At 64.6% G+C, this 15131-nt stretch carries 15 protein-coding genes; 8 read left to right on the top strand and 7 right to left on the bottom strand.

Annotated elements, in window-relative coordinates; genetic code table 11:
* Positions 1–55: 55 nt before the first annotated feature.
* Complete coding sequence (locus KXR72_RS11785; RefSeq protein WP_437421289.1) at positions 56–655, bottom strand: DUF2796 domain-containing protein; 600 nt, start codon at positions 653–655, stop codon at positions 56–58.
* Positions 656–764: 109 nt separating this feature from the next.
* On the opposite strand from KXR72_RS11785, the gene KXR72_RS11780 reads away from it, so the two are divergent.
* Positions 765–1115 carry a hypothetical protein gene (locus KXR72_RS11780; RefSeq protein ID WP_437421288.1) on the top strand — a complete coding sequence of 117 codons (351 nt, stop codon included), beginning with the start codon at positions 765–767 and terminating at the stop codon, positions 1113–1115.
* On the opposite strand, the gene ypfJ is transcribed toward KXR72_RS11780, so the two are convergent.
* Positions 1112–1963 (bottom strand): KPN_02809 family neutral zinc metallopeptidase, encoded by an 852-nt coding sequence (ypfJ, locus tag KXR72_RS11775; RefSeq protein ID WP_437421287.1) that lies wholly within the window; start codon positions 1961–1963, stop codon positions 1112–1114. The two genes, KXR72_RS11780 and ypfJ, sit on opposite strands and share 4 nt — an antisense overlap.
* A 91-nt stretch (positions 1964–2054) precedes the next feature.
* The gene (locus KXR72_RS11770; protein ID WP_437421286.1) at positions 2055–2489 is read right to left on the bottom strand and encodes a DUF411 domain-containing protein; all 435 of its coding nucleotides are present in this window, start codon (positions 2487–2489) and stop codon (positions 2055–2057) included.
* Positions 2490–2637: 148 nt separating this feature from the next.
* Here KXR72_RS11770 and KXR72_RS11765 point away from each other — a divergent pair, with 148 nt between their 5' ends.
* Positions 2638–3198 (top strand): DUF4345 domain-containing protein, encoded by a 561-nt coding sequence (locus tag KXR72_RS11765; RefSeq protein WP_437421285.1) that lies wholly within the window; start codon positions 2638–2640, stop codon positions 3196–3198.
* Here the strand turns inward: KXR72_RS11765 and KXR72_RS11760 are convergent.
* A complete protein-coding gene (locus KXR72_RS11760; RefSeq protein WP_437421284.1) occupies positions 3195–3980 on the bottom strand; it encodes a type IV pili methyl-accepting chemotaxis transducer N-terminal domain-containing protein in 786 nt (261 codons plus the stop codon). The two genes, KXR72_RS11765 and KXR72_RS11760, sit on opposite strands and share 4 nt — an antisense overlap.
* A 253-nt stretch (positions 3981–4233) precedes the next feature.
* Between KXR72_RS11760 and KXR72_RS11755 the strand changes: the two genes are divergently transcribed.
* Positions 4234–5487 carry a molybdopterin molybdotransferase MoeA gene (locus KXR72_RS11755; protein WP_437421283.1) on the top strand — a complete coding sequence of 418 codons (1254 nt, stop codon included), beginning with the start codon at positions 4234–4236 and terminating at the stop codon, positions 5485–5487.
* A 19-nt stretch (positions 5488–5506) separates the two neighbouring features.
* Here the strand turns inward: KXR72_RS11755 and trmA are convergent, their stop codons facing one another.
* Both trmA and KXR72_RS11745 read right to left on the bottom strand, forming a co-directional pair.
* Positions 5507–6595, bottom strand: a complete 1089-nt coding sequence (gene trmA, locus KXR72_RS11750; RefSeq protein ID WP_437421282.1) for a tRNA (uridine(54)-C5)-methyltransferase TrmA — start codon at positions 6593–6595, stop codon at positions 5507–5509.
* 122 nt (positions 6596–6717) lie between these two features.
* A complete protein-coding gene (locus KXR72_RS11745) occupies positions 6718–8013 on the bottom strand; it encodes an NCS2 family permease (protein ID WP_437421281.1) in 1296 nt (431 codons plus the stop codon).
* Positions 8014–8291: 278 nt separating this feature from the next.
* On the opposite strand from KXR72_RS11745, the gene KXR72_RS11740 reads away from it, so the two are divergent.
* From KXR72_RS11740 to KXR72_RS11720, 5 genes are all read left to right on the top strand, one after another.
* Positions 8292–9269, top strand: coding sequence for an XdhC family protein (locus KXR72_RS11740; RefSeq protein WP_437421280.1), 978 nt, complete (start codon positions 8292–8294; stop codon positions 9267–9269).
* Positions 9262–9855 carry a nucleotidyltransferase family protein gene (locus tag KXR72_RS11735; RefSeq protein WP_437421279.1) on the top strand — a complete coding sequence of 198 codons (594 nt, stop codon included), beginning with the start codon at positions 9262–9264 and terminating at the stop codon, positions 9853–9855. Before KXR72_RS11740 ends, KXR72_RS11735 begins: the two co-directional genes overlap by 8 nt.
* A 158-nt stretch (positions 9856–10013) precedes the next feature.
* Positions 10014–10547: a (2Fe-2S)-binding protein gene (locus tag KXR72_RS11730; protein WP_437421278.1), complete on the top strand. Its 534-nt coding sequence runs from the start codon at positions 10014–10016 to the stop codon at positions 10545–10547.
* Entirely contained in the window at positions 10544–11530 is a 987-nt protein-coding gene (locus KXR72_RS11725) for an FAD binding domain-containing protein (RefSeq protein ID WP_437421277.1), read from the top strand. The genes KXR72_RS11730 and KXR72_RS11725 overlap by 4 nt, the downstream gene beginning before the upstream one ends.
* Positions 11527–13731, top strand: coding sequence for a xanthine dehydrogenase family protein molybdopterin-binding subunit (locus KXR72_RS11720; protein ID WP_437421276.1), 2205 nt, complete (start codon positions 11527–11529; stop codon positions 13729–13731). The genes KXR72_RS11725 and KXR72_RS11720 overlap by 4 nt, the downstream gene beginning before the upstream one ends.
* 56 nt (positions 13732–13787) lie before the next feature.
* Here the strand turns inward: KXR72_RS11720 and KXR72_RS11715 are convergent, their stop codons facing one another.
* Entirely contained in the window at positions 13788–15014 is a 1227-nt protein-coding gene (locus KXR72_RS11715) for an MFS transporter (protein WP_437421275.1), read from the bottom strand.
* Between the last annotated feature and the right edge of the window lie 117 nt (positions 15015–15131).

Here is a 15131-nt window from a genome sequence, read left to right as displayed (position 1 = left end):
TTTCGTCAGGTGGCGCAAGTGTACTGCCTGGACGGGTGGCCAGGCAGGGGCGGGCTTAGAAAGGCGCGTTAGCGCCGGCTTTGGTCAACTGAACACCGCGCTGGCCGTTGGGGCCGATCAGTTGGGCCTGGATTTTCTCGGTGCCCGGGAAGGCTTCGAATAGGCGGGCCAGGTCGAGCGCCTCAAGCGCGGCCGGCGTAGCGCAGTCGTAGCGGTATGCTGCGTGGATGTCGCTATGTTCATGTTCATGTTCATGTTCATGTTCATGTTTATGGTCTGCATGCGCGTCCTCGAAGAGCGGGCTTTCCAGCTCGGTCTTGGTCAGTGAGCAACCCGCGCTTGCCGGCAGGCCGAACAGGGTGTCGGGCTGCTGCAGCTGGCGTTGTGCGTCCGCAACGGCTTTCTTGTCGGCGTCGCTGCTTGGCATGTGCTCGAAACCGACCAGGTTCATTGCCGGGGTCCGCAGTTCGATTTCCAATGTCGAGCCATCGAGTGCGGCGTCCAGCTCCGCGGCGCCATGCTCATGGGCCCCTAGGCTGCCATGTTCGTCGTGATGGGCATGGTCGTGATCATGGCCATGCTCATGATTATGCTCAGCAGCTACGGCGAAGCTGGACAGCAACGCAAAGGGCAGGGCGATCAATAGCGGGCGCATGTATAACTCCAAAACGGGGGTGGAGTTACGTTATAACAAATGCGAGATCCGGCTGGCCAGCGTGGCGCAGCCCATGGGAGCATTCTGGTTCGCCGATGGGAGGGTTGGGATGATCAGAATACGCGGGCGGATTGGTGATTGGCCGGTGGATCTGGCTGTGGAGCTGGATGAGGGCGATTGGGATGAGCTGGCGCGACGGTTGCCGGCAAGCGCATCTCAGCCTGCCGAGCCAGTGAGGGCAGAGCCCGATCCGCTGTGGGCCGGTGCACAGCGGGTATTGCGTGAGGCTGGGAAAATGGACGGCCCGCAACTGCTGGCCGAGCTGCAGGCGCTAGCGGGGAGCCCGCAGGCCGGTAAGCGACTGCTGGTCCGCTTGCGCCACGCTGCCCAGGTGAAAGTGCACAACAGCGGCGACGCACCGCTGTACCAATGGCTCGAGCCGGAGACACCGGCTGACTAGAGCTGGCTGGCCTGGAAGGTATCGCAGCGCCCCGGCTCGCCGCTGTTAAAGCCGGTACGGAACCAGCGCACTCGCTGCGCCGAGGTGCCATGGGTAAAGGCATCCGGGACTACCCGACCTTGCGTCTGCTGCTGAAGGTTGTCGTCGCCGATTGCGTTGGCTGCGTTCAATGCCTCCTCCAGATCGCCTTCTTCGAGCCAGTCGTGGCGCTGCTGCGCATGATGCGCCCACACACCGGCTAGGCAGTCGGCCTGTAGCTCCTGGCGAACCAGCAGGCCGTTATCACCCTCCATGCGCTCGCCGCGCTGGCGGGCAGCCTGCATTTGTTGCGAAACGCCGAGCAGGGTCTGCACGTGATGGCCGACTTCATGGGCGATGACGTAAGCCTGGGCAAAATCGCCGGATGCTTGAAAGCGTGAAGCCATCTCATCGAAGAACTGCAAGTCCAGGTAAACCTGTTGGTCGCCCGGGCAATAGAAGGGGCCCGCCGCGGCATTGGCGAAGCCGCAGGCAGAATTCACGCCGCCGCGAAATAGAACGAGCGTGGGGTCGCGATACTGCTCGCCACCTTGTTTGAATAGCGCTCGCCAGGTGTCCTCCGTGTCGCCAAGAATGGCCTGGACGAACTGAACCTGCGGGTCGTCTCCAGCCGCCGGGCGCTCCTGCGTGGGCGGCGCACTGCCCTGGCTGGCCAACTGGCCGAGGATCTGCATCGGGTCCTGACCCGAAAGCAGGCCGATCACCACGACGATTGCTACGCCGGCGAGACTCAGCTTGCCGCCGCCGATTCCGCTGCGGCCGCGGGCGTCCACTACGTTGTCGCTGCGCCGAGCCTTGTTCCAACGCACGTCACGAATCCTTCTGTCTGAACGGTCCCTACTTCAGACCCGGCGGGCTGCCAGCAAATTCAGCTTGCCGGTAACTTTGCGCGACGAACGTTCAGCGGGCGGGATAGTCCGCCAGCACCTCTTCGGTGCCGTCCTTACCGAGGCCAATGACCTGATAGGCGTCCTGGCGGCCACCCATCTCCATCCCCGGCGACCCGGCCGGCATGCCTGGGACCGCTGCGCCGATCAGGTCGGGCTCGGCGCGCAGCTTGAGGATGTCCTGCGCTGGGACGTGGCCCTCGACGAACTTCCCGTCGATCACTGCGGTATGGCACGAGCCCAGGCGATGCGGTACGCCCAGGCGCTGCTTGACGGCTGCCATATCCGTTTCGACGTGATCCTCAACCACGAAACCGTTCGCCTCCAGATGCTTGATCCAGGAGGTGCAGCAGCCGCAATTGGCGTCGCGGTGCACGTCGATGGCAATGGGCTCGGCGGCCTGGGCGAGGCTGGTCAATAGGCTGATGACTAGAAGCAGGCGGCGCATGAGATTTCTCCATCGACAGATGCGCGCAGCTTACCTGCGCACCGGCCGTTACCCAAGCCGCGCCGGACGGACCGGCGCGGCGAACCAACGGCCTGAGATCCGGTCCGATTACCGTCGTGCTGAGCAGCCGTCATCAGGAGTGTTTTCGATGCGATTCGCCCGTTTCGTTCTCATCGCCCAAGCGCTGATCATGCTGGGTTTCAGCATCGCGTATTGGCTGCGTCCGTACGAAATGGCCAACCTGAACGGCATGCTGCTGATGGAAACGGCGTCGGTTAGCCACATGCGCGTCTATTACGGTGGGCTGCAGCTGGCGCTCGGGCTGTTCCTGCTGTGGGCGATACGGGTGCATGAGCATGCGCGGGCGGCGCTGGCCATGTTGGTGATCGTCATGCTCGCGCTGGTCGCCGGGCGCCTCGGCTCGTTGTGGCTCGACGGCGGCGACCTCGTTGGCTTTGACCTAGCCTCGCTCATCTATCGAGTGATCGCGGCGCTGCTGGCAGGTTTCGCTTTGCTGAAGCTACGCGCTGCCGCCGGTCCTGAGGCGGAGCCCGAACGCATCGAACCCGCAACGCGTCGGCTCGCGACCGAATCGCCCAAGCCCTTCCAGGTCGGCGATGTCCCATCTTCGCTCGATGCCGCCGAGCCTGCGGCGATCCCCGCTGACACCAGCCCGCAACCCTTCCGACGTGGCGACCCAGCGGGCTAGCGTGCCCCCTCAGCCAACTGCTCGTAGTCATGCGTTAGCTGTTCCATCTTGCGCAGCAGCGAATCGCTTGTAGTAACGATCACGGTCGGCACGAAACGCGACTGGTCCGCCAGGGTGAACCCCGCCCGCGCGAATCGCCATTGCGCCTCGACCTGCTCCAATTGGCGGATGACCGTTTGCGTGTTCTGCGGGGCCTGGCGCAGCTCATCGAGCCCGCGTTCGAACTCGCCGACTGCCGCCTCGAACTGCCCGGGCAGCGCCTCGTTGGGCAGCTTCCAGGCCATGGCAAGGTAAAGCATGGCGATCCGCTGGCTCAGCATGCGCTGACGGCCACTCCGGTTGACGAGTCGAGTAGATTGGTTGCCGCTCTCCCTTTCGATTGCCTGGACCAATGCTTCGCTATCGCCCAGAAAACGCTCGGCCAGCGCCAGCAGCTCGGCTGAGCGCGCCGGGTCCGGCGTTGTGAGCGCAAGCTGGCGATATTGCGCCCAGGTCTCGTTGGCCTTGGCCAGGGCGCGCTTGGTGCTGTCGCTGTTGGCATAGTCATCCAGTAGAAGCGCATTCTCCTCGACGGCTGCAACGCTTGTATCGAGTTGGTTGGCGGCCAACTCGACGCGCGTCTCGGTGCCGAGCATCAGGTAGCTACGGGCGATGCGTTGGCCCAACATGCGCTGCATGCCGGCGCGGTTGACGGCTTCAGCGTCGCTGATGGCGGCGTGTGCCGGCGCGCTGGCGAACAGCAGCGGCAGCAGAAGCGAGGCGGTGGCGAAAGTCTTGTTCATGACGTTGGCTCGTGTACATGACCGGGCGGTCGATGGGGCGGGACGATAGCCCCCCACGCCGTTTCGCCCTTGACGATGGTCAAGGGGCGTCGCTCGGATACCGCTGTTGCGCGTTCGCTCACAGCCCCGTTCGATGTACGGCTCGCGACGCGTGGTCGCAGCGGGGTGCGTATGGCCCCGAGAGCAGCTAGGGTGAGTTCCGACCCGGCTCCGCAGCCCCCTGGCGACGAGCCCTTCCCCTCGGAGAACACGCATGCCTCACCAAACTACGTCCACCAGCAGTTGTGGTTGCGACGGCACCGACCTGCGGCCCGTCGATGCGGCGATTACCGAGTTGCTTGGGCGCGTACCGGCGCCTCCACCGGTAGAACGGGTCGCTTTGCCCGACGCCCTCGGACGGGTGCTTGCCGAGCCGCTGGTCGCGCCCTTTGCCGTGCCTGCCTGGGACAACAGCGCGATGGACGGCTATGCCCTGTGCGCTGCTGATCTGCCGGCGGAGGGCGGCGCCCTGTTGTTGGCAGGCCGAGTCGCCGCCGGGGATGCAGCAGACGCCCAGCTACCCCATGGCCATGCGGTACGGATCTTCACGGGTGCGCCGTTGCCGCCAGGCGCCGATACGGTGGTCCCGCAAGAAAACTGCCGCCTCGAAGGCGATCGGGTGCTGTTACCGAGTGTGCGCGTAGGCGAGCACGTGCGGCGCCAGGGGGAGGAACTTCAACCTGGCAGCCCGGTGCTGGCTGCGGGGCAACGCATCCGCGCGCAAGAACTCGGGGTGCTCGCCAGCTTTGGTATCGACCGGGTCGCTGTGTATCGCCGCCTGCGGGTGGGTCTGCTGTCGAGCGGCAATGAACTGAGGGAACCTGGCGAGCCGCTGGCGCCTGGGCAGATCTACAACGCTAACCGCTACAGCCTGCTTGGCGTGCTGCGCAGCCTCGGGCTGGAGGTCCACGATTATCCGATCCTCGTCGACGAGTTGGCGGCCAGCCGTGACGCTTTGTCGTTGGCTGCTTCGGAATGGGATGTGCTGATCACCTCGGGAGGCGTGTCGGTTGGAGAAGAGGATCACCTCAAACAGGCCATCCGCGAGCTCGGCAAGTTGCACCTGTGGCGGCTGGCGATCCAGCCCGGCAAACCGCTTGCCTTCGGCGAAGTAGGGGGCAAACCCTGGATCGGCCTTCCTGGCAACCCGGCGGCAGCACTGATCACCGCGCTGATCGTCGCTCGGCCCTTTCTGCTTCGCGCTCAAGGGCGGCGCGACGTGCTACCGACGCCCATCCCGATGCCGGCGGGTTTCACCTGGCGCAAGGCCAACGGGCGCCGGCAGTACTTGCGAGCACGGTTGGAGGAGCGCGCGGGTGAGCTGCGTGTGTGCCTTCATCCAGGGCAGGGCTCGGCAATGCTGGCCTCCGCATGCTGGGCCGAAGGGCTGGCAATCATCGATTGCAACCGCACCCTGAACGAGGGCGAGCCGGTGGGTTACCTGCCATTCAGCGAGCTCTTGGCTTAAACCGTGACGCGGGTGCTTCTCAGCGACGCACCAACAAAACGCCCGACTCCATATGGTGGGTGTAGGGGAACTGGTCGAACAGGGCGCAGCGCTCGATGCGGTGGGTGTCGTGCAGCTGGGCAATGTTCTGCGCTAGGGTTTCGGGGTTGCAGGAAATGTAGAGGATGCGCTCGAAGCGGCGCGTGAGCTCGCAGGTATCCGGGTCCATGCCAGCGCGTGGCGGGTCGACGAACACGCTACCAAAGCTGTAACTCTTGAGATCGATCCCGGCCAGGCGGCGGAACGGCCGCACCTCGTTCAGTGCCTGTGTCAGTTCCTCGGCCGACAGGCGAACCAGGCTGACATTGTCGATGCCATTGTCATCGAGGTTAGCCAGCGCGGCGTTTACCGAAGACTTGCTGATCTCCGTGGCCAGCACCTTGGGAACACGGGTCGCCAGCGGCAGGGTGAAGTTACCGTTGCCGCAATACAGCTCAAGCAGGTCGTCGCTGCGTTCGCCTAGCACCTCAAACGCCCAATTCAGCATCTTCTGGCAGACCTCACCGTTGGGCTGGGTGAAGGCGCCCTCTGGCTGCCGGTAGCTGAAGGTGCGGCCCGCAACGGTCAGCTGCTCAGTGACGTAGTCGCGGCCAATGACGATGCGCTTGCCCTTGGAGCGCCCCACGATACTCACGCCAAGCTTCTCGGCGAGCTGTTCAGCTTCGGTCTGCCACGCGTCGTTCAACGGGCGGTGGTAGGCGAGGGTGATCAGCGCGTCGCCGGATAGGGTGGTCAGAAACTCGACCTGGAACAGCTTGAAGCTCAACGTCTCGCTGGCCTGCCAGGCGGCTTTTAGCTGCGGCATCAGCTCGTTGATGCGGCGGCTGGCAATGGGAAAGCTATCGATCAGGATCGGTGTGTGCTTGTCGCCCTGCTCGAACATCGCGTAATGACGTTGGCCGTCTTCGCGCCAAAGACGAAACTCGGTGCGCAGGCGATAGTGTTCACGTGGCGAGTCGAATATGTCTGGTGCGGGTGCGTCGAAGGGTGCCAGCAGTTCCACCAGCCGCGCGGCTTTCTCGGCGAGTTGGGCGTCGTAAGTGGCGGGGTCGAATTGCGGTGCGCTCATGAAATCTCTTGGAATGGTAGGTAAATCGTCGGGTGGATCGGGGCGCGCAGCTGGCGCGTGATCCATCCACCGTCGCCGTGTGAACGAGGTGGATGAAAAAGCGTCATCCACCCTACGGAACGTCAGCCGGTAAACCAGCCCAGCTTGACCACGAACAGAACCGACAGCACCCACATCGCTGGGCTCAGCTCGCGCCACCGGCCGGCCAGCAGCTTGATGGCGGTCCAGGCAATGAAGCCGAAGGCGATGCCATTGGCGATGGAGAAGGTCAGCGGCATCGCCAGCGCGGCGATGGCCACCGGCGCGGCGACGGTGAGGTCGTCCCAGTCGATGCCGGCCAGGCTGCTCATCATCAACACGGCGACGAACAGCAGCGCCGGTGCCGTGGCGTAGGCCGGGACGGCGCCAGCCAGCGGCGCGAAGAACAGGCTAAGCAGGAAGAGCAGCGCGACCACACAGGCGGTCAGGCCGGTGCGGCCACCGGCGCTGATGCCCGCCGCCGATTCGATATAGCTGGTGGTGGTCGAGGTGCCCAGCGCGGCGCCGGCCATGGTCGCGGTGCTGTCGGCCAGGAGGGCGCGGCCCAGGCGTGGCATGTGGCCGTCCTTGTCCAGTAGGTTGGCCTTTTGCGCCACGCCGATCAGGGTGCCGGAGGTGTCGAACAGGTCGACGAACAGGAACGCGAAGATCACGCTGAGCAGGCCGATGTCCAGCGCGCCGGCAATATCCAGTTCCATGAAGGTCGGCAGCAGCGAAGGCGGCATCGATACCACGCCTTTGAGCTCCGACAGGCCAAGGGCGATTGACAGCACGGTGACCAGGATGATGCCGATCATCACCGCGCCGGTTACGCGCAGATAGGCCAGCGCCGCGATCACGAAAAAGCCCAGGCACGCCAGCAGCGGACCGCCAGCGGTCATATCGCCTAGGGTCACCATGGTGGCCGGGTGGGCGACGACGATGCCCGACTTCTGCAGTGCGATGATCGCCAGGAACAAACCGATCCCCGCGGCGATGCCCGCGCGCAAGGCCAGCGGGATGCTGTGGATGATCCACTCGCGGATCTTGAAAATCGATAGCAGGAAGAAGATCGCGCCCGAGAGGAACACCGCACCCAGCGCGGTCTGCCAGGTGTAGCCCATGGTCAGCACGACGGTATAGGTAAAGAAGGCGTTCAGACCCATGCCCGGCGCCAGCGCGATTGGGTAGTTGGCGATCAAGCCCATCACGGCCGAGCCGATGGCAGCGGCCAGGCAGGTAGCAACGAAGACCGCGCCGTGGTCCATGCCCGTTTCGGCGAGGATGCTCGGGTTGACGAACAGGATGTAGGCCATCGTCAAAAACGTAGTGAGACCGGCGAGGATCTCGGTGCGCACCGTGGTGTTGTGCGCCTTGAGTTGGAACAGCTTCTCCAGCATGGTCAATCCTCTCGTGTGCCGGTCGTTGGCGGGCGGCGTTGGCTGCCTCTGGCGGGCAGTGGTTCGTTACAGCAAAGCCCATCGGGGCGTGTGCCGCAAAAGCCGCGCATCTTACACCGCCCCCGCGGCAGGTTGAATTTCCGAGCGGCTGACCGGCCGGTTCCGCAGCAGATCGGGCCTGTGGCTCGGCGTCGCAGCGCGAACTAACCCATTGCGGAGCCAGTCATTGAAAGCATGCCGGTGCATCCGGCACCTGTTGCGATTTCACGAGGAAGACGATGGACAGTGTCGATCTGGGCGTGCTGCGCCGCGCCCGCGACTGGCTGCGTGACGGCCACCGCGTGGTGCTTTACACGGTGCTCGAGACCTGGGGCAGCGCACCTCGGCCCGTCGGAGCGCTGCTGGCGCTACGTGAAGACGGCCGCGTCGAGGGCTCCGTCTCAGGGGGGTGCGTCGAAGACGACCTGCTGGCGCGACGCATGGCGTCGACTGAGCGTGGCGAGGGCTGCCAACTGGTCACTTACGGGGTGAGCAAGGAAGAGTCGGCGCGTTTCGGGCTGCCCTGTGGCGGCACCTTGCGCCTGCTGGAAGAGCCGCTCGTCGACGCGCATTGGCTCGATGAACTGCTGCAACGCTGTGCCGCTCATGAGCGGCTGGTGCGTTGCCTGGAGCTGGCCACCGGGCACGTTCACCTGGAGCCGGCCGAGCGAGGCGCCCAGCTGCAGTTCGACGGCACGACGCTGCACGCGCCCTTCGGTCCTACCTGGCGGCTGCTAATGATCGGCGCCGGCCAACTGTCGCGCTACACCGCCGAGCTGGCGGTAAGCCTGGGCTTCGAGGTGCTCATCTGCGACCCACGCGAGGGCTACGACCACGACTGGAGCGACACGCAGGTGCGCTTCATCCCGGGTATGCCAGACGATGCCGTGCTCGCCATCGAGCCGGATGCGCACACCGCCATTGTCGCGCTCACCCATGACCCTCGGCTGGACGACATGGCACTGCTCACCGCGTTGCAGTCCGATGCCTTTTACGTTGGTGCGTTGGGCTCGCGGGTCAACAGCGAAAAGCGCAAGTCGCGCTTGCTCAGCCTCGGCCTCAGCGAACGAGACGTCGCCCGGCTGCACGGCCCGATCGGACTACCGATCGGCAGCCGCACACCAGCGGAAATTGCGTTGTCACTCATGGCTCAAGTGGTGGCAATCAAGAACGGTGTGCGCGTCGCGCCCGTGGCCGAGGCGCGCCGTTGTGCCTGAGGCCCTCTGCACGCTGGTTCTGGCGGCCGGGCAGGGCAGCCGCTACCGCGAGCGCAGCGACGAAGACAAGTTGCTCGCCGGCTGTACATCAGCGGCCGATGCCGAGCCGATCCTGGCGATGACGCTTCGCGCCCTGTCCGGCATTGCCGAGCGCATGCTGATCGTCACGCGCGCAGACAACCATGAGCTTCGCGCGTGGCTCGAGCGCGAGGCACCGGCCTACGGTGCCAGCGTGCTCGTGATCCGCAGCAATGGGTTGGGACACAGCCTGGGTCAGGCCGTGTCGAGTTGCGAGACTCGCCGTGGTTGGCTGGTCGCGCTCGCTGACATGCCCTATGTCCGGCGAGACACCCTCGAACGCCTCGCCGCCGCGATCCAGCCTCAGCGCCTGGTCGTGCCGGTGTACCGGGGGCAACGGGGCCATCCGCGAGGCATTGGGGCTGATTTTGGTGCGTTGCTGCGGGTGTTGTCTGGGGACCGGGGCGCGCAGGCGCTGTTCGATAGCCCTTCGGTAATCGAGATCGAGGTAGACGACCCGGGCGTATTGCACGATATCGACCGACCTGAGGATCGCCTGCCCGGTTGATACACATGCTCGCGCCAAGGGTCAGCCAGGCAGGCTGAACGTTTTTTCCGCCAGGGTAGTCGTACCCCTAGGCGCACGGAAAGCGCATCGAATGCCTGAGGTCTTCGGTGATCCTGCACAGAACAGGCGCACGAAGCCCCCCAAACCGTGAGGCTGCCATGAGCGAAACGTCTACCGCTGCAGGTGGGATTTCCGCCTGTTCCATCACCCTCCAACTGAACGGCCAGCGCCGGGAAGTCGAGGTCTATCCCTGGACCACACTGCTCGATCTGCTGCGTGAGCAACTGCACCTCACCGGCACGAAGAAGGGCTGTGACCACGGCCAGTGCGGTGCCTGCACCGTGCTGCTCAACGGCAAGCGCATTAACAGCTGCCTGACGCTGGCCGTGATGCATGACGGCGCCAAGCTGACCACCATCGAAGGGCTGGCAGAGGGCGAGGAACTGCACCCGATGCAGGCCGCCTTCGTCAAACACGACGCCTTCCAGTGCGGCTATTGCACGCCCGGGCAGATCTGCTCGGCGGTGGGGATGGTGGCCGAAGGGCGCGCAGAATCCCGCGATGACCTGCGCGAACAGATGAGCGGTAACGTCTGCCGCTGTGGCGCCTACCCGAACATCGTCGCAGCCATCGAGGAAGCGACCGAGGAGACGCGTGAACGGCTCGCGGGTGCGAAGGAGGTGACGCCATGAACCCCTTCAGCTATGCACGCCCAAGCAGTGTCGTAGAAGCCATCGGGCAGTTCCGCCCGGACAGCCGTTACATCGCCGGTGGCACCAACCTGCTCGACCTGATGAAGGAAAACGTCACGCGTCCGTCGCAGCTGATCGACATCACTCAGCTGCCCCTGGCCGACATCGAAGAGACTGACGACGGCGGCCTGCGTATCGGGGCGTTGGTCAGCAATGCGGATCTGGCCTGGCATCCGCTGGTGGAAGCCCGTTACCCGCTGCTGTCCCAGGCGATCCTGGCCGGCGCCTCGCCGCAGTTGCGCAACATGGCCACCACGGGCGGCAATTTGCTGCAGCGCACCCGTTGCTATTACTTCTACGACGCCACTACGCCGTGCAACAAGCGCGAGCCCGGCACCGGCTGCTCGGCGCGCGATGGGCTCAATCGCATCCACGCGATTCTCGGCCACAGCGACGCCTGCATCGCGGTGCATCCGTCCGATATGTGCGTAGCTCTGGCGGCGCTGGAAGCCGTGGTGCACGTACAAGGGCCGCACGGCGAGCGGCGTATCCCCATGGCCGAGTTTCATCGCCTACCGGGCCAGACGCCGGAAGCCGACAACACGCTGGTCGACGGCGAGCTGATCACTGCGGTGGAGCTGCCGGCACAGGATTTCTCTGCACACAGCAGCTATCTGAAGGTTCGCGACCGGGCCTCGTACGCCTTTGCGCTGGTGTCGGTTGCGGCTGCATTGGACATGGACGGCGGGAACATCCGCAGCGCCCGCATCGCCATGGGGGGTGTGGCCCACAAACCCTGGCGCAAGACCGAAGCGGAGTCCGTGCTGGTCGGCAAGGCGGCTGACGAAGCCGCGTTCACCGCCGCTGCCGATATCCTGCTCCAGGGTGCCAGTGGCTTCGAACACAACGCGTTCAAGATCGAACTGGGCCGGCGCGCCATTGTTCGCGCCCTGACCGACGCCGCCAAAGGAGCCGCCCAATGAAGCCAGCCAATTCCCCTTTCGGCCAACCGCTCAACCGCGTCGACGGGCCGCTCAAGGTGACCGGCCAGGCGCACTATGCCGCCGAGTTCGATGTGCCCGGCCTGCTCTACGGCAGCGTGGTCAACAGCAGCATCGCCCGCGGGCGGATCGTCAGCATCGACGCCAGCGCAGCTGAAGCCGTCCCAGGCGTGGCGCTGGTATTGACCCACCAGAACCGTCCCCCGGTCGCCAGTTATGACGACCCCTACGAGGACGACGATGCCGCAGATGGATCGCCGTTCCGCCCGCTGTTCAACGATCGCATCCTCTACAGCGGCCAGCCGATCGCCTTGGTGGTTGCGGAAAACCTCGAGCTGGCGCGTTACGCCGGCAGCCTGGTACGTGTCGAATACGAGCGCGAGCCCCATCGCACCGATCTGCTCAGCGAACTGGAAACCATGCACAAGGCGCCGGCCGAGCTGCCGCCGCCCCGTGGCGACGTGGACAGTGCCTTGCGCAGCGCAACCGTGCGGGTCGATGTCGAATACACCACACCGGTCGAGCACCACAATCCGATGGAGCCCCATGCCTCCACGGTGCATTACCTGCCCGAAGGCAATCTGGAGATCTACGACAAGACCCAGGGTGTGCAGAATTGCATGCGCTACTTGGAAAACGTGTTCGGGATGGAAGGCAAGATCCGCATCCTCTCGCCCTTTGTCGGCGGTGCTTTCGGCTCCGGTTTACGTCCGCAGTATCAATTGCCGCTGGCGGTAATGGCTGCGCTCAAACTCAAGCGTTCGGTGCGGGTCGCGCTCAAGCGCCAGCAGATGTTCACCTTCGGCTACCGGCCGCGCACGGTGCAGCGCCTGTCCATCGGTGCTGGAGCGGATGGCCAGTTGCAGGCGATTACCCACCAGGCCATCGGCCAGACGTCCTCATTCGAAGACTTCACCGAGCATGAGGTGGAGTGGTCAGGGATGCTCTACACGTGTCCGAATGTGAAGCTGGATTATCAGCTGGTGCCGCTGGACGTCTACACCCCGCTGGACATGCGCGCACCGGGCGCAACGATCGGCGTTTTCGCGCTGGAGTGCGCCATGGACGAGTTGGCGTACGCCGCGAAGGTCGATCCGCTGGCGCTGCGTCTGACCAACTATTCCGAGCGCAACGGTAATGAGGACAAACCCTACTCCAGCAAGGAGCTGCGTAAGTGCTACGAGCAGGGCGCCGAGCGCTTTGGTTGGTCGCGCCGCTCCATGGAGCCGCGCTCCATGCGTGACGGCAACCAGCTGATTGGCTGGGGCATGGCGACCGGCGTCTGGGAGGCCATGCAAATGCCAGCCGCCGCCAAGGCCTGCCTGGGCCCCGACGGGCGGCTGGTGGTTAGCAGCGCGACATCGGATATCGGCACCGGCACCTATACCGTCATGACGCAAATTGCGGCTGCGGCCATGGGCATGCCGATGGAGCGCGTGGAGTTTCGTCTGGGCGATTCGAGCCTGTCGCAGGCACCGCTGGAAGGTGGCTCCTTCACGGTATCTTCGGTCGGCACTGCGGTGGAACAGGCTTGCGAAGCGTTGCGTCAGAAGCTGCTGGACGCAGCCCAGCAATCGCCTGTCTCGCCCTTTACAGGGGCGAAAGCGGAGGACGTGGAGTTTGCCGATGGGCAGATGCGTCTGAAAGCAGCGCCTGACAAGTGCGTCGACCTGGAACAGATCGTTGCGGTCAGCGGTGAGCTGGAGGCTGAGGTCAGCGCCAAGCCCGGCGAAAAGCGTAACGGCTACTCGACGGCGACGCATTCGGCCATCTTCGTTGAGGTGCGGGTGGACGAATCGCTGGGCACCGTGAAGGTCAGCCGGGTGGTGAGCGCGGTTGCTGCCGGACGGGTCGTCAACCCGAAAACGGCAGGCAACCAGATCGCCGGCGGCGTGGTGTGGGGCATCGGCCAGGCGCTGCACGAGGAGACCATGATCGACCACAACCTGGGTCGCTACATGAACCACAACCTGTCCGAGTACCACGTGCCGGTGAATGCCGACATTGGCGAGATCGATGCCTTCTTTGTCGAGGAGAAGGACGAGATCGTCAACACGCTGGGTTCAAAAGGCGTGGGTGAGATCGGCATCGTGGGTGTGGGCGCTGCGGTGGCCAATGCGATCTACCACGCGACGGGGAAGCGGGTGCGGGATCTGCCGATCACCATGGACAAGCTGTTGTAAGCAGCCGCTCGGGGGCGGTTGGCCGAGCGGACAGCTCCGCCAACTGCCCGTTGGGCCTAGTCAAGATCTCGATGCAGTTGGTCGCGGTTGGCCAATGTCGGAAAGAGTTTCATCCAGGTACCCGTTATGATCAGCGTGCCAACGCCGCCGATCACCACTGCCGGTACGGTGCCGAACCAGTGTGCGGTGAGGCCCGACTCAAACTCACCGAGCTGGTTCGACGCGCCGATGAACAGGCCGTTCACGGCGCTGACTCGACCGCGCATGGCGTCGGGTGTTTCCAGCTGAACGAAGGCGCCGCGGATGACCATGCTGATCATGTCGGCCGCACCCAATACCACCAGTACGCCCATTGACAGCCAGAACGAAGTCGACAGCCCGAAGGCGATGGTCGCCAGGCCGAACACCCCAACGGCGGCAAACATGACGCGACCCACCCGGCGGTTGATCGGGTAACGCGCCAGCCAGAACGACATCAGTAACGCACCCACTGCCGGCGCCGAACGCAATAGACCAAGCCCCCAAGGGCCGGTCAGCAGAATGTCTTTGGCAAACACTGGCAACAGCGCAGTGGCGCCACCCAGCAGCACGGCGAACATGTCCAGCGAGATGGCGCCGAAGATGTCCGGTCGGCTACGGATGAAGCGCATGCCGGCGAGCAAATTGTCCATCGCCGGGCCGGTTTGCTTGGGCGGAGCCGGCCGTTTTGGCAGGCTCAGCATCAGGCTGCAGGCGAGGGCGAAGAGCAGCGCAACCGGGCCATACACCCACAGCGGGCCGATGGCGAAAAGCAGGCCTCCCAGTGCTGGCGCAACGATCGTCGCCGTCTGCATCGCTGAAGAGGAAGCGGCCACGGCAGCGGGGAACAGGGACGTCGGCACCAGGCTCGGTAGTAATGCCTGGGTCGCCGGCCCCTCAAAGGCGCGGGCGGTGCCCAGCAGAAAAGCCAGCACGAAGATTATTTCTCGCGTCACGCCCAGCCCGCCACTGCCCAGCACCAGGGCCAACGCAATCAAACCCTGCAAGCCTTGGCACAGCGCCGCGACCCGACGTCGGTCGAAGCGGTCGGCGACATGCCCGGTCCAGAGAATGAACAGCAGGCGGGGGAAGAACTCAGCCAGCCCGACCAACCCGAGATCCAGCACGCTCCCGGTCAGTTCGTACATATGCCAGCCAATGGCCACGGCAAGCATTTGAAAACCGCTGGCGGTAAATACGCGAGCAAACCAGAACTTGATGAAAGGGTGTTGATGGCGCAGCAGGAGTTTGGCGTGGGTCGACATCAGGCGGGCGCAAGAACGGCAGGGTCGGCGAGATTAGCACGCCGCCTAGGGACAAGCAGGGTGCGCTCGATTTCGGGTTCGCTATTCGCACCGATTCGGGCGGTTCACTAATGCTGG

Source organism: Stutzerimonas chloritidismutans (genome assembly GCF_051486945.1).
In the GTDB taxonomy this organism is placed as follows: domain Bacteria; phylum Pseudomonadota; class Gammaproteobacteria; order Pseudomonadales; family Pseudomonadaceae; genus Stutzerimonas; species Stutzerimonas chloritidismutans_B.
The sequence above is the reverse complement of the archived record's forward strand: the minus strand, read 5'-3'. Positions and strand labels throughout refer to the sequence as shown.

Coding starts and splice junctions, on each gene's coding strand:
- KXR72_RS11785 (WP_437421289.1), bottom strand. CDS start 655: ATGCGCCCGCTATTGATCGCCCTGCCCTTTGCGTTGCTGTCCAGCTTC.
- KXR72_RS11720 (WP_437421276.1), top strand. CDS start 11,527: ATGAAGCCAGCCAATTCCCCTTTCGGCCAACCGCTCAACCGCGTCGAC.
- KXR72_RS11715 (WP_437421275.1), bottom strand. CDS start 15,014: ATGTCGACCCACGCCAAACTCCTGCTGCGCCATCAACACCCTTTCATC.
- KXR72_RS11755 (WP_437421283.1), top strand. CDS start 4,234: ATGCCTCACCAAACTACGTCCACCAGCAGTTGTGGTTGCGACGGCACC.
- KXR72_RS11780 (WP_437421288.1), top strand. CDS start 765: ATGATCAGAATACGCGGGCGGATTGGTGATTGGCCGGTGGATCTGGCT.
- KXR72_RS11765 (WP_437421285.1), top strand. CDS start 2,638: ATGCGATTCGCCCGTTTCGTTCTCATCGCCCAAGCGCTGATCATGCTG.
- KXR72_RS11770 (WP_437421286.1), bottom strand. CDS start 2,489: ATGCGCCGCCTGCTTCTAGTCATCAGCCTATTGACCAGCCTCGCCCAG.
- KXR72_RS11730 (WP_437421278.1), top strand. CDS start 10,014: ATGAGCGAAACGTCTACCGCTGCAGGTGGGATTTCCGCCTGTTCCATC.
- KXR72_RS11740 (WP_437421280.1), top strand. CDS start 8,292: ATGGACAGTGTCGATCTGGGCGTGCTGCGCCGCGCCCGCGACTGGCTG.
- KXR72_RS11725 (WP_437421277.1), top strand. CDS start 10,544: ATGAACCCCTTCAGCTATGCACGCCCAAGCAGTGTCGTAGAAGCCATC.
- KXR72_RS11760 (WP_437421284.1), bottom strand. CDS start 3,980: ATGAACAAGACTTTCGCCACCGCCTCGCTTCTGCTGCCGCTGCTGTTC.
- trmA (WP_437421282.1), bottom strand. CDS start 6,595: ATGAGCGCACCGCAATTCGACCCCGCCACTTACGACGCCCAACTCGCC.
- KXR72_RS11745 (WP_437421281.1), bottom strand. CDS start 8,013: ATGCTGGAGAAGCTGTTCCAACTCAAGGCGCACAACACCACGGTGCGC.